Source organism: Candidatus Methanoperedens nitratireducens (assembly GCF_000685155.1).
Taxonomy (GTDB): Archaea; Halobacteriota; Methanosarcinia; order Methanosarcinales; family Methanoperedenaceae; genus Methanoperedens; species Methanoperedens nitratireducens.
The window spans coordinates 1-15035 of sequence record NZ_JMIY01000004.1; the positions used below are offsets into that span (position 1 = coordinate 1).

Here is a 15035-nt window from a genome sequence, read left to right on the forward strand (position 1 = left end):
AAAGATGGATGGATCGATTTGTTAGTTGAATATCGGAAATTACTTATCAAACAGTCCACTAGCTGTAATTCTAGTATTTTCTGGCTATTTGATTACTGGCGATCCGGTATTGTGAAGTAGAACGTCGATCCTTTTCCAGGTTCAGACTCAGCCCATATCCTTCCTCCGTGTCGCTCCACGATCTTCTTACAAACCGCAAGACCTATGCCCGTGCCCGGGTATTCGTCCGCAGTGCGCTCACGCTGGAATAACTGGAAAAGATGACCCATGAACTCAGGGCTTATGCCTATCCCGTTATCCTTAACAGAGAAGATCCATTCATCTCCCTTTTTCTCGGCACGGACATGAACCCGCGGCACCTCTTCTCTTTTTCTGAATTTGGTTCCGTTACCGATCAGGTTCTGGAGCAACTGGATCATTTGTGCGGCATCAGCCATTACAGTGGGCAGAGGGTCATGCGTAACTTCCGCTTTATTCTCTTCAATAGCAACCTTAAGGTTAGTCATAACCTCTTCAAAGATAGCCTCTAAGTTGGTAAGCTCAAATGGTTTTCCGCGCGTACCAACCCGCGAATACGCCAGCAGATCCTCGATCATCCTCTGCATCCGCGCAGCCCCATCCACGATATAGGCGATGAACTCATCAGCACTACTGTCAAGCCTGCCTTTGTATCGCCTCTCCAGAAGTTTGGTAAAGCCAGATATCATGCGCAGCGGCTCCTGGAGATCATGGGAGGCTATATATGCGAACTGCTCTAATTCGGCGTTCGAGCGGGCTAGCTCAGCAGTCCGTTCCTGAACGCGTATCTCCAGCTCATCCCTTGCTCTGCGCAGCGCCTCCTCAGCCCACTTGCGCTCTTCGATTTCAGCCTGCAGTGCTTTATTTACTTCTTGCAGTTCAGAAGTTCTATCCTGAACGCGTATCTCTAACTCATCGTGCGCTTTGCGCAGCGCCTCCTCAGCCTTATGCTTGTAAAGAGCCATCTCGATGGATATTAGTAGTTCCCTTTCCTTGAACGGCTTGACTATATAGCCGTACGGCTCCGTTATCTTTGCACGCTTTAGAGTATCATCATCGGCGTAGGCCGTGATGTATATGATAGGGATATCAAAATGAGCACGGATCTGTTCTGCTGCCGTTATACCGTCTATTTCTCCATGCAGCATTATGTCCATAAGCACAAGATCTGGACTGATTTGCGCCGCTTTTTTGACGGCATCTTCTCCTGTGTACACGATCTCCGGGACGCTATATCCTCTGGCTTTCAGCTTCTGTTGCAGGGAAAGCGCTTCTATTCCTTCGTCCTCGACTATCAGTATTTTTGCAGTCATTTCCATGTTTATCATCTCTTTTCTAATAGTTTACTTTACGGCTTCGAATGTAATCACGAATTCGGTTCCCCTGTGATTGTTGATCTGGATGCTTCCTTTAAGCTGTCCTGCCAGCACGCTTACCAGTCGGAGCCCCAGTGTTTCGCTTTTCTGAATATCAAAGCCCGCAGGCATGCCTATGCCGTTATCACCGACGGTCAATATGAGTTTATTGTTCTGACCATGTCGCAGGTCTACGTATATTTCACCCTGCTCGTTTTTCCTGGCCGAACTATCCGGGAAGGCATGTTTTAGCGAATTCGAGACGAGCTCGTTGATGATCAAAGCGCACGGGATTACGGTATCGACGTTGAGTGTGATGTTATCAACGCGTATCTTCGGCTTTATGACCGTTTCGCTCACCCCGTAGGAGATGAACAGGTTGTTTGTAAGGCTTTGAATATATTCATGAAGGTCGATCTTTGCCAGCGACTCGGACTGGTACAGCTTTTCGTGGATTAGGGCCATTGAATAAACCCTGTCCTTGCTCTCCTTGAAAAGCTCTATCGCCTGCCCATCTAATATATAAGGCATCTGCAGGTCAAGAATGTTGTGGATGATCTGCAGGTTGTTTTTGACGCGGTGATGTATTTCCTTTAGCAATGCCTCCTTTTCGCTCAGGGATTTTTTTACCTGGCTTTCCGCCCTCTTCATGTCGTCCACGAGGCGTGAGTTTTCAAGGGAGATAGCAGCCTGAGAAGTCAGAAGATCGGTCATCTGGGCCTTTTTTGACGTGAATACGTCATCAGACAGGTGATTCTCCAGGTATAATACTCCTATCATTTTTGACTGCTTGATAACAGGCAAACACATGACCGAGCGCAGACCCATGCCCTGGACCTCGACATTATCCTTGAACATGCCCTCCTTACAGGCATCGCTCAGGATCACCCTCTCACCGGTACGGTGTACGTATCTGACGATTGCCTTGCATATTCCTGTCGTATCTTCGAATTTCTGGTATACAGTCTGCGCAGCATCTTTTTTTGTGATGTGGCTTTCTGCGCGGACATACAGGGTTCCTTTGTCCTCGATCAGCAGGTAGCCGTTCTGGGCTGCGGAACACTCCAGGGCCACGTTCATGATCTTTTTCAGTAGAGAATCCAGTTCTATCTCGGCTGAGATGGCAAGGGATGATTTCATCAGGTAATCAAAATCAAGGTCTGGAAGAGCATAGGGAACAGAAGACTCCATTTCATGCTCTGGATGCTGATAAGGGGTTTTTTCTTCTTCAAAATATTTGGGATATTTCTCGATGAGGCTGATCTCTTTGCGCTGCGCGCGGCATTTCTTGTACAGGCGCGCAGCTTCGACAAAGTATATTCTTTCCGAGGACTGCCCGTTTTGCAGGAGCATTTCTCCGAAGCATTCATGGAGAAATCCCTCGAAAAAGACGTACTTTTGATTGTGCGCGCAGTCTATTGCATTCAGATACAGGACGCGGGCTTTATCGAAGTCGCCCGTGACCCGCTCAATCTCTGCATAAAGGAAAGCAAGGTAGGGTTTCAACAAAGGCCCGAATGCTGCCCAAGTCTCGACCTTTTTTATGTCAGGATTAATCCCATCGAATAGTTCGCTTTTGCTCTTATGTCCAATGCCTTTTTCATACAGCTTGAGCGCATTCAATACCAAGAAGATGTGCCATTCCCTCTTCAGCACGTTGTCAGTGAGACCGGATAGATATTTCCTGACCCCGACAAAGTATTTTTGGGCTTCTTCATATTCTCCAAAAAAATAGTGCGCCAGAGCCATGTGACAATAATAGCTTCCCGCTGAAGCCACATGATTATCCTTTTCCCACTGCTTCAGTTTTTCTTCCATGTTTATTGGAGAATAGTTCTTCTTCATGGGCTCGATCCACCCTGCCTGCATCGCTTCGGCAAGGCCTGTGGAAAAAGAGAGATGATACCTTGCAGAGAATGCCAGACACTCCTTGGCATAATCTTCTATAACTGTCATATCCGTCCCCTGGATTCGCAGGTTCCACATCAGGGGGCCGTATGAAAGCCCGGCATTATAAAGGTCTCCGCAGTTCTTCCCGCACTGTATCCCCTTCAGGGCGTATTCTGCTATGTCTCCCGGATGGCTCCTTGAGTGCGCGTTGCACCATACTATCCCGTTCATCCCGCGCGTGGCGCCGAACGTGTTAGGGTATTTTGCGGATAGTGCCCGCGCAAGGTCTTCGTATTTGAAAGCAGGTTTGAAGTTCTCCTCTTCTCCCAGTTGCAGGCCCATTATGCTGAAGGAATAGATAACGGACTCATCCATACCTCCTGCAAGGCAGTGTTCCGTAGACTGGGCAGCCGACAGGTAAAGCTGCTGCGGGAGACCAGACATGTACAGGTCGGGAATAAGCTCGCTGTAGAACGCAAGCTCTATCTTGTTCTTGCGATCCCTGGTGAAGGGCATGTTGAGAAGGGTTTCCCATACATCGATATCCATTGAGGCGATCTTTTCCATAAGAACCTTTCTTTTTGCATCCGCTTCAGCCGGCTCGTAGGGTATGGCTTTGTTAAAATAGGCAAGTCCTTTGTTTGCGGTTTCTATGGCCTTGATAAAGTTGCCTATCGATGATAGCGAAGTGGTCTGCTCGGCAAGGCACTCTGCCTTATCCAGGTCCGTTTTGGAATGTTCCAGCAGGTAATTGAGGAGCTTTTCTGAATTTTCGTAATACCCGCACATCAGTTCTGCTTTCGCTGCTTTCTGGAATATCCTGAAAGTGCGGCTGTAGTGGCTGTCTTCCCAGCAGTCGTCGGGCAAAAGCTCCCTGCTGGTCTTGAAGTATCCGTTCGCCGCTTCTGTTGCAAGGGAGTCAAGAGCCTTGTTGCCTGCGTGGTAGTTGATGTCAGACAGGAGGTATGCTGTCCTGGGATCCAGGTTATCTGGCTTTCCCAGGTTCAGGTGTGAAACGATGCTGAACAGGTTATCGAGTTTTTCCATATCCGCTCCCTCTGGAATGACTGAGAGCAGGTGCTGGCCGATCTGCCAGTGGATACCGCGCCTCTTCTCAGCAGGTATTACGGACAGCGTCGCCTCCTGTACCTTGTCGTGGATGAACTGAAGCTGGCTTTTGTTTTCTATAAGGAGTCCCTGGGACAGGGCAGGTTTAAGGATCTCGAAGACTTCCTGCAGGGATATTTCCCTTATAAGTGCCAGATCTTCTGGTGAGAAGGTATTTCCCATGCAGGCGCAGTATTCAAGCAGATTTACCAGTTTCTCAGGAAGCTTTTGTATCTTTGAGCCGAAAAGAGCAACTACTGTAGTCGGCATGCGGGATTGGCGGATCTTGTCTATATCCCACCGCCACTGCCCTTCAGTGTCAAGGAATAAGAGGCCTTCGGTATGCAGATACGACAGGCTCTCGCTGACCATGAGCGGGTTTCCTTCGCTGAGTTCACTTATGAAATCAGATAACGCCTGGGTCTGCGCAAGAGGGGAGTCAAGAATGTATGATACCATCTCATGGCAGTGCTTGGGCAGCAGTGGTTCCAGCCTGATTTCCTTTAAAGAATAGCCGCTCTCTTTGATGTTTCGCATCATCTTGGTTAATGGGTGGCTTGAGTCAACTTCGTTATGGCGGTATGCCCCAAGCAAAAAAAGGTATGGGTGGTCTTTGTGGTTTGCAAATATGTTTGACAGGAAATCAAATGACGCCACATCGCACCACTGAAGGTCATCAATGAATAATGCCAGAGGATTCTCCTCGCTTGCAAGACATGTCAGGAACCGATCGAAGAGGTCGTGGAACCTGTTCAACGATTCGATAGGAGGAAGAGTTTTTACTTCAGGCTGCGGGCCTATCAGGGTTTCCAGTTCCGGGATAACGTCAGTTAAGACCTTTCCATTCTGTCCCACTGCATCCAGAATCTTTTTTTTCCAGAGCAAAACGCGCTCATCGCTTTCAGTCAGGAAGGTACGCGTCAGATTCCGAAACGCCTGTATCAGGGAACTGTAAGGAATGTTTCTCTGATACACGTCGAATTTCCCTGATGTAAAATATCCTCTGTGTTCCACGATGGGCTTTTGCAGTTCCTGTATCAGCCTTGTCTTTCCGATTCCAGACAGACCGGAAATGAAGAGCGAGCGAAACTTTCCCTCGATGACCTCTTCGTATTCTTCAAGGATGATCCTGGCTTCTTTTTCTCGGCCTACCATTATGGAAACGAAGGAAGTCCGCTGGGCATAAGTACGGCTTTCCAGTGGGAATTCTTTTATAGAGCCAGTAGCTGCATACTCATCCCTGCACCGTATAAGGTCGGCAAGGAGCCCGGCGCCGCTCATGTAACGTTTTTCAGGCTCTTTGTGCATTAATTTAGCAACGATCTTGCCTAAGGCTATGGGAATGCCAGGTTCGAGCTCATTGACAGGGGGCGCTTCCTCGGCAAGGTGTGAATGGATGAGTTCAAGCGGATCGCTGGCTGTGAATGGAAGATGGCCTGTCAGCATCTCAAAAAACACAATCCCAAGAGAGTACATATCCGAGGAGTACATTACTCTATGGCTGATACGTCCTGTCTGTTCTGGCGAGGAATAAGCAAGGGTATTTCTGACGAAAGATTTGTCGTAAATAAAATGGCTCACAGAGCCTACATCAATCGCACCTATAAAGTCCGTCAGCCTGACGTCGAACGTGCCGGGGTCGACCAGTATGTTATGCGGTTTTACTCCCCCGTGGATAATGCCCGCCTCATGGATTTTATCAAGAGCACCTGCCAGTTTGCAGGCAATAGAGAAAAACTCTTTTAAAGGAATTTTACCTTCTTTTTCTATCAGCTTATCGAGTGCTAAACCGCTAAAGTATTCCTGGGTTATGAAGTACAGCCCGTCTTTTGAATCCAGTGAAAGAGGCGTAATGACCATGGGGTCGCTTAAGATCTTGAGGTGCTCTATCCTCTGCTTGATATGGGATTTTTTATCTGCTGATAGGACAACGGTCTTTAAGACCTTGAGTACCAGCATCTGATTCGGGTTTTTTTTGTGGTATGCCTTATAAACATCTGCATGGGGGCCTTCAGCTATCTTCTCCAATATTTCATAATTAGGGATTACCATTACATTTTTCATGAGAAATCCCCTTTCTTTACTGCTGTGATAACTCTAAGAAGCTCTCCAGCGTCAAGTGTCTCATTGCTCTTTTCTACGCTCTCTGCTCTTTTCACTGTTAGATGAATATGCATCTTCAATTCTCTCACTCCTTTTTTCTGATTATGGCAGCAATTTACCTGAGTTATTTGGATCTTAATGAAGTTCGGGTGTCTCCCATTTTGGCCGTATCATCAAAAGATTCTATAATAGATGCTGTGTTGAATAAAGGATAATTTTGTTCGTTATCCGACGAATAGTATTTATTACTATTTAGACCTTATGGTACTTCTGCCTTCACCTCTTCTCACTGGCATTGTAAAGTAGAATGTCGAACCTTTTCCAGGCTCAGATTCAGCCCATATCCTGCCGCCGTGGCGCTCAACAATCTTCTTACAAACCGCAAGGCCAATGCCTGTACCAGGGTATTCGGTCGCGGCATGTTCGCGCTGGAATAGCTGGAAAAGCTGCCCCATGAACTGCGGTGCTATGCCTATGCCATTGTCCTGCACAGAGAAGACCAATTCATCTCCCTTTCTCTGCGCTGAAACATGTATTCGTGGCAGTTCCTCTCTTCTGAATTTGATGCCGTTACTTATTAGGTTTTGAAATAACTGAACCATCTGTGAAGTATCAGCCATTACAGTGGGCAGAGGATCATGCGTAACTTGAGCTTTATTCTCCTCAATAGCAACCTTAAGGTTAGTCATAACTTCTTCAAAGATAGCCTCTAAGTTGGTAAGCTCAAATGGTTTTCCGCGCATGCCAACCCGTGAGTACGCCAGCAGATCCTCGATCATCCTCTGCATCCGCGCGGCTCCGTCCACGATATAGGCGATGAACTCATCCGCACTCGTGTCGAGCCTGCCTTTGCATCGCCTCTCCAGAAGTTTGGTGAAGCCAGATATCATGCGCAACGGTTCCTGGAGGTCATGGGAGGCTATATATGCGAATTGCTCTAATTCGGCATTTGAGCGGGCTAACTCAGCAGTCCGCTGCCTGAGTTCTTCCTCAGTACGTTTTCGCTCTGTGATATCGCGTGCAATCCCTGTTGTGCCTATTATTTCACCCTTGTCATCGTAAATCGGTGTTTTGATAGTCTCTATCCATGTTCTTTTGCCCTCTTTATCTACCAGCGGCTCTTCAACCTGTTTTCGTCTGCCGGTTTCCATGACCTCTCTATCATCGGTCCTGTATCTTTGCGCTAAATCATGCAGCCAGATATCCAGATCTGTTTTGCCGATTAAATCCTCAGGGCTCACTCCGCATGCCTCTGCAAACGGTTTATTTACTGCTATAAATCTGCTCTCTTTATCTTTTAACCAGGCGATATCAGGTATATTATTAAGGATCGCATTTTGCTGTCGGTCTCTTTTCCGCAGTTCCTCCTCCACCCGTTTACGCTCTTTGATCTCAGCCTTTAAGTTTTCATTAGTTTTTGCAAGCTCAGCCGTCCGTTCCCGCACCCGCATCTCCAGCTCATCCTTGGCTCTGCGCAGCGCCTCCTCGGCGCGCCTGTACTTGGTAATATCCTCTCCAGATCCCAATACAGCGATAATTCTTCCTGTTTCGTCCCTCAATATAGAATTGTGCCATGCAATTAATCTCTCCTCACCGCTTTTAGTCAGAACAGGATTCTCATAGAATTCAACAGGTTCAACCTCTCCAGCCATAAGCTTGTTAAAAACAGCCTTTATGTTATACCTTATCCTCTGTGGGATAAAGGTATCAAACCAGTTTTTGCCCACTATCTCATTTTCATTATATCCTAAAATTTCACAGCCTTTTTTATTTATCAGGGATACCTTATGATCAGCATCAATAACCACCAGTGCAGTTCCTGCAATATCGAAATACCTTTGTGCCTTATCACGTTCCTTTTTAAGTGCCTCCTCGGCGTGCCTGCGCTCGGTGATGTCGGTATCAGCACCGCGGTAACCTGAAAGATTTCCCCCCTCATCCAGGATCGGCATACCGTTTGTTTCCAGGATAACGATATTACCATTCTTATGCACGCTCGGATTAACAAAGCCCCTGAAGGATTCTTTCCTGGCAAAATTCTCAAATGCTGCTTCTTTTAGCTCTTCTCTTACATCTGGCGCAAAGAAATCGTAAAAATGCTTTTTCCCAATGATCTCTTGCGGTTTGTAGCCAAGTATTTTCTCAACGACAGGACTTGAGTAAGTATATAAACCATCAGCATCGACTTCCCAGATCCATTCACCCGCGCTTTCTGCAATCTGCCTGAAGCGTTCCTCACTCTTTCGAAGTTTCTCTTCTTCACTCTTGCGCTCGGTAACATCCCGTGCGACTGCATAGACCAGACTCTCCTCAACGACAGGCCTTGCAGTCCAGGCCAGACACTTATATGAGCCGTCCCTGCACAGGTAGCGGTTCTCAAAGAAAACTGTGACAACGCCAGCCCTGAGCTTATGTAGCTCGTCGATTGTCGCTTTCCTGTCTTCAGGATGGACAAATTCAATAAAGGGCTTTGACTTTAGTTCATCTCCTGTAAAGCCCAGTGTGCTTTCCCAGGCAATATTCAGTTTCTTGAAATAGCCATCAAAACCTACGACACTGAACATATCGATTGAGAGGTTAAAGAACCGATCGAGCTCTTTCTCAGCCCGCTTGCGCTCTATGTTTTCAGCCTGCAAAGCTTCATTGGTTTGCACCAGTTTCTTCTCTTCTGATTGAAAAGCAATAAAAATATACGAAATTATAATAAAATATGCTATCAGCCGCAGCAGGTGCCAGAACCACCAATCTCCGTACCACAGTTGTGAGAACGTGAACAGTAGACCTGACCAGCCATTAAGCAGGCAGAAATTAATGAATAAGAGGTCTTCGCGGCTGCGGCCAGACCGGTAGCGAATAACAAAATACACTGCTGCCAATAGAAAGAGAAGTCCTCCAAGAATATTAATTGCTCTGGCAGAGGATGTGAAAGCACCTTCGCTTATCATTGCGGGCAATATATCAGAAAAAGCAAAAGAGAATATGCCGAAAATAGTAGTAAATATAAACACAAGAGCAGGCAGTATGCTGGCAAGCCGTGATTGAGCAATGCGATCCGGCAGCCAGATCAGAGCGAACAAAAAACCGCCTGCAAAGACAGCCATGCTGTGAAGCCAGACGAAGGAATCACCTGGAGGGGCGATGGAATGAAATAAATCCAGCATACCAATGCCTACAAGTGCACTTGAGACCCAGATGTAATAATCTGGAATTTTCTTATTTTTTTGCAGCAACAGTACGAGTGCGGCGATAGATAGGGCTGTGAAGCCTCCCAGAGCTTCAATAACCGAATGGAGAGGTATATCCATCCACTCCCGATCTGATAGAAAACCATAGAATAATATACTTACTGTAATGGGAAGAAGAACACTCAAAAGCAGAGATAAAATTATCATCGAGCTGAATTTAAAGTGAAAGCCTTTCATATTTATCACGTTTTTTGAGCGATCTCTTCATCCGCTTGCGCTCTGTATTCAGTCAGGCAATTTCTCCTCGTCTCAGTTCTTCCTCTATATTATCGAGATACTTATTCAAATCTTATCCTGCTGACCTCCACTCAATGATCGAATAAATTAAAATACTCAGGATTTATTCAATCTGAAGATAGACAGTTGCCTTAAATCCAACTTTCTTATATCGGATTAATCTTAACAATCTTTTCATTATAATGAATGCCATGATATATGTATATTTGCCTGTCTATTTCGCACTCAGGACATCGTGTATGGTCTTCAATAGTTTCTCAGTAGTATAAGGCTTTGACAGGAATGCATGTACAGGGGTGCCTGCAATTCTTATAAGCTTCCCGTTCCCGACTAATCCGCTGACCGCGATTATCCTGATACCTGGATTGATCTTACGCAGCGCCCGAATGCATGCCTGACCGTCCATAACCGGCATCATCATATCCACAAGAACAACTTCAACCACTTCCCTGTACTGTACATACAATGCAACTGCCTCTGCTCCATCATTGGCTGTTATCGCTTTGTATCCATGTGTTTCCAGTACCCTTCTGGTACTCTCACATATCCTGGCCTCATCATCCACAACAAGAACCAGTTCTCCCTGTCCTGTAGACGGTTCATATCGCTGCACCTGTACTTTCAGTTCTCCAGTTGTTATAATAGCAGGTAGATATATCTTAAACGTCGTCCCTTTTCCGACCTCGCTGTACACATTTACGAACCCTCCATGCCCTTTCACGATTGCATGGACTGTTGAGAGACCAAGACCGGTGCCTTTACCAGGCTCTTTTGTCGTGAAGAATGGCTCAAAAATCCGATCCAGTATCTCAGAAGGAATACCGGTCCCGGTATCCGAGACGGTAATGGCGATGTAATTACCAACTCTGGCATCAATATTCATCCTGGCGTAGTTTTCATCAATAAAAAGATTCTCAGCCGATATACTCAGGACCCCGCCGTCCTGCATCGCATCGCGTGCATTAACGCACAGGTTCATCATAACCTGGTGCAGTTGTGTGGCATCTCCAGATATGGTCCAGAGATCTTTCACTATATCAGTTCTGGTTTCGATTGATCTTGGGAACGTCTCTTTTGCGATCTTCTTGATCTCATAGATAAGGTGTGCCACTTGAAGGGTCATATGCTCACCCTCAACCCCCCGTGCAAATGACATAACCTGCTTTATCAGGTCTGCTCCGCGCTGGGTGTTTGTCTCGATAATATTAAGCAGCCTCTGATCCTGTTCATCTGTGAATTTTTCCCGCAATATCTGCGATGTCAGCATTACTGGCACAAGCACATTGTTGAGGTCATGCGCAATGCCGCTTGCAAGCGTTCCTATGCTCTCCATTCTCTGGGCACGGAAGAACTGCGCCTCGATCTTCTTTTTCTCAGTTATGTCAGTGTTGACGATAAGTATTGATTTTGGCCTTCCGTCGCTGTCGTGCACCATGGTCCAGCGACTTTCTACAATGATCTTTTTACCATTTTTCGTTACCTGCTCAAGCTCACCGATCCATTCTCCTTCCTCAATCACTCTCTTTTTGGCTTCTATAAGTATGAGCGATTCTTCTTTATATAGAAGCTCATCTGCTTTTTTGCCTGTGACCTCCTCTGCAGTCCAGCCGTACATGCGCTGTGCGCCTTTATTCCAGTATGTGATTCTGTGCTCTAAATCTCTAACTCCGATAGCGTCATGCGCTTTATTGAGAAGAGAAGCCTGCTCATGTATTTGTTCCTCGGCACGCTTGTGTTCAGTTATATCTTCAATTATTTCCATAAAATGAGAGATATTTCCATTTTGGTCCTGTTCAGGAACTGCTGTTACTCTGATGATCGAATTTCCTAAAGGTCTTTCTATAACCGTAGGTCTTCTGGTTTTAAAACATTCATCTTTTTTACAGAAACTGCAGATCTTTTCAAGACCTTCTTTTGTAGGATCATCGATGTACTCACCTACTGTCTCGTAGCAGGTTTTTCCTATAAGATCCTCCTCATTTAAGCCTGTTAGGTCATACACAAATTTATTTACTTTAATAAATTTAAAATCAGAATCAAGATATGCAATGCCCAGTGGAATATTATCGAAGACAGCTCTTAGCTTCTCTAGAAGTTTTGTTACGTTTTCCTCAGTCCGTTTGCGCTCGGTAACATCACGTGCGACTGCATAGACCAGACTCTCATCAACGACAGGCTTTGCAGTCCAGGCCAGCCACTTATATGAGCCGTCCCTGCACAGGTAACGATTCTCAAAGAAAACTGTGACAACGCCAGCCCTGAGCTTCTGTAATTCGGCATCTGTCGCTTTCCTGTCTTCAGGATGGACAAATTCAACAAAGGGCTTTGACTTTAGTTCATCACCTGTGAAGCCCAGTGTGCTTTCCCAGACCGTGTTCAGTTCCTTTATATAGCCATCAAGACCTGCAATACAGAACATATCGAGTGAGAGGTTAAAGAACCGCTCAAGTTCTTTCTCAGCCCTGCTGTGTTTTATGATCTCAGCCCGTAAGGCCTCGTTGGTTTTTTCCAGTTCTGCTATTAGATTTATGAGTTGTTCTTTAGTTTTATCCTCGTTTTTCATACCGCTTACCATGCAATAAAGTAATATATTAATCCTGGCGGAGATTCCTCAATAAAATCTCGAAATCCTGGATCTCTCCTTTAGATTCAGGTTATCTCACCACCTCTCACTGGCATTGTGAAATAGAATATCGATCCTTTTCCAGGTTCAGATTCAGCCCATATCCTGCCTCCGTGGCGCTCCACGATCTTCTTGCATATCGCAAGGCCTATGCCTGTTCCAGGGTATTCGCTTGCTGCATGCTCGCGCTGGAATAACTGGAAGAGGTGCTCTATGAATTCATGAGCTATGCCTATTCCATTATCCCGGACTGAGAAGAGCCATTCATTTCCTTTCCGCTGCGCTGAAACATGGATACGTGGAGGCTCTTCTTTCTTTCTGAATTTTATGGCATTACCCATCAGGTTCTGGAATAACTGAATCATTTGAGTGGGATCAGCCATTACAGCAGGTAAAGTGTCGCGGGTTACTACGGCATCATTTTGCTCAATTGATGCCTTAAGGTTGATCATTGCCTGGTTAAGTACTGCCTCTAAATCTGTCGGCTCAAAAGGTTTGCCTCGCGTACCAATGCGTGAGTATGCCAGTAGATCTTCTATCATTTGTTGCATTCTGGTCGCACCATCAACTACGTATGCAATGTACTCATCAGCATTTTTATCTAACCTGCCTTTATAGCGCCTTGCCAGGAGTTTGGTGAAACCTGATATCATGCGCAGCGGCTCCTGCAGATCATGCGAGGCTACATATGCGAATTGCTCCAGCTCGGCATTTGAGCGCCGAAGCTCTTCCTCTACCTGTTTGCGTTTCAGGGCGTTTATAAAAATTTCTCCAACCATTTTGAGCAGCCGGACATCTTCTTCAAGCCATGTCTTTTTTGTCCTCACTGAATCGAATCCAAGAAACCCGATAAGAGAGGTACCCGAGACCATAGGAACTACTATGAGAGATTTGATGTCCTGCATCTGGAAATGTTCTGTTTCAGCGTGCGCTTCTGGTGGCAGATCGGCGACACTGGGAATATAAATATTCTCAAATTTTCTTAGTCTCTGTGCAAACCACGGAAAATCATCAACAGGTAATCCCTTCAGGTTCTGAACTTGTGGTTCTATCCCCTCTGCGCACCATTCGTGAGTATTGTCCATCTTCATCCCGCTATCATAGAACAGGAACATATAACTGCGATCAACACCGGCGAACTCTCCTATTGTTTGCAGTGTGTGATTTATGCCACTATCAATCTCATCTGGTGAGAGGTTAATAAAGCGTGTGGATATGCCAGCAATGAGCTTTTCCATATCAGTCCGGTGCTGTAATCTCTCTTCTGCATGCTTGCGCTCTGTGATATCAGCCTGCAGGGATTCGTTTGTTTTAGTCAGCTCTGCTGTCCTTTCTCGAACCCGTATCTCCAACTCATCGTATGCTCTGCGCAGCGCCTTCTCAGCCCGCTTACGCTCTGCCTCTTCGCGCTCCATCATGCCTCCAATGGTTCGTGATAGCTTCAAAACAACAGCGCTGATGATCATTAGAGAGATTAATACCGATAATACTATTCCTAGAGACGTACTTATATTTAATCGTAAGAATAGATGATGAAGAATAAGATCAGTAAAAGCAAATGCCGATATCACCAGCAGAAAGTAACGCAGCAGGAGCGCACTCACTGATGGACCTACAAGCAATCGAAGTGGAAAATGATCCGGACCAGAAGCGGCGATAAGCCCCGCGCCCAGAAATATAAGCGCCACTCCAGATGGAAGCGACACCGGTATTATCTCTCCGCCGTAAAGTACAGGCATACTGTATAAATACCCCAATAAGACCACCAGGTTCACTGATGCCGCAATAGATGCTAAAATAGATGCCAGTCCTGCGGATAACCCTGTGGCACGACGCAGGGGTGTAAGCAGCAGGATCATTGCTGTAGAGATGAGGACAAAGCTGGCAGCAGTAATGGGAGACATGAGTCCTGCACCGTATATACCTGGATCAAGAGACAGTACCCTTCGAAGCAAAAACTCCTCAATGCCTGCATCAAGGCCTGTGAAGAACCGTATCAGGTTCAGTATGGCTACAAGCAGAACAAAAAGCGCTGAAACCAGCACGTATATCCTGCCTGATCTACGTAAGGCATAAAGGAACCACGTACCTCCCAGCAGGATAAACGCCAGTGACGAGACTGGAGCCTGCGGGATTGAACTTGAACCTAAGCTGGAAAGGCTGTGCATCCCAGTAATCCAGCCTATCATCACAAGGATACCGAGGCCTGCAGCTATGGCACTGCATACCAGCGATATTCTGCTGTAAGGACTGCTAATAGAACTGTTAATATCTCCTGTAGTATTCATTACTATTCTTACGGTCTCAGGCATACATGGTTGTGGGTTACTGATCTTAAGCAATAGTTGGTATTACTCTTATTTCATGCGGCTTATGCAGCACCCCGCCCGTCTATACTAAGAGCCTATCCGAAAAGTCCAGAAGCTCTGAACGTTATCCATGCACATGCGAAGTGTA

At 46.2% G+C, this 15035-nt stretch carries 6 protein-coding genes; all 6 read right to left on the bottom strand.

Going from position 1 to position 15035, the window contains the following annotated elements; genetic code table 11:
* Window positions 1-92 precede the first annotated feature (92 nt).
* The 6 genes from ANME2D_RS18660 to ANME2D_RS18670 all read right to left on the bottom strand — a co-directional run bounded on the left by ANME2D_RS18660 (window position 93) and on the right by ANME2D_RS18670 (window position 14890).
* The gene (locus tag ANME2D_RS18660) at window positions 93-1337 is read right to left on the bottom strand and encodes a sensor histidine kinase (protein WP_052368712.1); all 1245 of its coding nucleotides are present in this window, start codon (window positions 1335-1337) and stop codon (window positions 93-95) included.
* A gap of 24 nt (window positions 1338-1361) precedes the next feature.
* Complete coding sequence (locus tag ANME2D_RS08465; protein WP_198527383.1) at window positions 1362-6434, bottom strand: AAA family ATPase; 5073 nt, start codon at window positions 6432-6434, stop codon at window positions 1362-1364.
* Window positions 6431-6553 (bottom strand): hypothetical protein, encoded by a 123-nt coding sequence (locus ANME2D_RS18830; RefSeq protein ID WP_277812925.1) that lies wholly within the window; start codon window positions 6551-6553, stop codon window positions 6431-6433. The genes ANME2D_RS08465 and ANME2D_RS18830 overlap by 4 nt, the downstream gene beginning before the upstream one ends.
* Before the next feature lie 168 nt (window positions 6554-6721).
* The gene (locus ANME2D_RS16880) at window positions 6722-9865 is read right to left on the bottom strand and encodes a PAS domain S-box protein (RefSeq protein ID WP_198527384.1); all 3144 of its coding nucleotides are present in this window, start codon (window positions 9863-9865) and stop codon (window positions 6722-6724) included.
* A gap of 304 nt (window positions 9866-10169) precedes the next feature.
* Window positions 10170-12518 (bottom strand): PAS domain-containing hybrid sensor histidine kinase/response regulator, encoded by a 2349-nt coding sequence (locus ANME2D_RS08475; RefSeq protein WP_198527385.1) that lies wholly within the window; start codon window positions 12516-12518, stop codon window positions 10170-10172.
* A gap of 86 nt (window positions 12519-12604) precedes the next feature.
* On the bottom strand, window positions 12605-14890 hold the full coding sequence (locus ANME2D_RS18670; RefSeq protein ID WP_052368719.1) for an ATP-binding protein: 2286 nt from the start codon (window positions 14888-14890) through the stop codon (window positions 12605-12607).
* Window positions 14891-15035: the final 145 nt, after the last annotated feature.

Bases quoted from the DNA above. Each gene is read 5' to 3' on its own strand.
- ANME2D_RS18660 (WP_052368712.1), bottom strand. From the start codon at position 1,337: ATGGAAATGACTGCAAAAATACTGATAGTCGAGGACGAAGGAATAGAA.
- ANME2D_RS16880 (WP_198527384.1), bottom strand. From the start codon at position 9,865: ATGATAATTTTATCTCTGCTTTTGAGTGTTCTTCTTCCCATTACAGTA.
- ANME2D_RS08465 (WP_198527383.1), bottom strand. From the start codon at position 6,434: ATGAAAAATGTAATGGTAATCCCTAATTATGAAATATTGGAGAAGATA.
- ANME2D_RS18670 (WP_052368719.1), bottom strand. From the start codon at position 14,890: ATGCCTGAGACCGTAAGAATAGTAATGAATACTACAGGAGATATTAAC.
- ANME2D_RS08475 (WP_198527385.1), bottom strand. From the start codon at position 12,518: ATGAAAAACGAGGATAAAACTAAAGAACAACTCATAAATCTAATAGCA.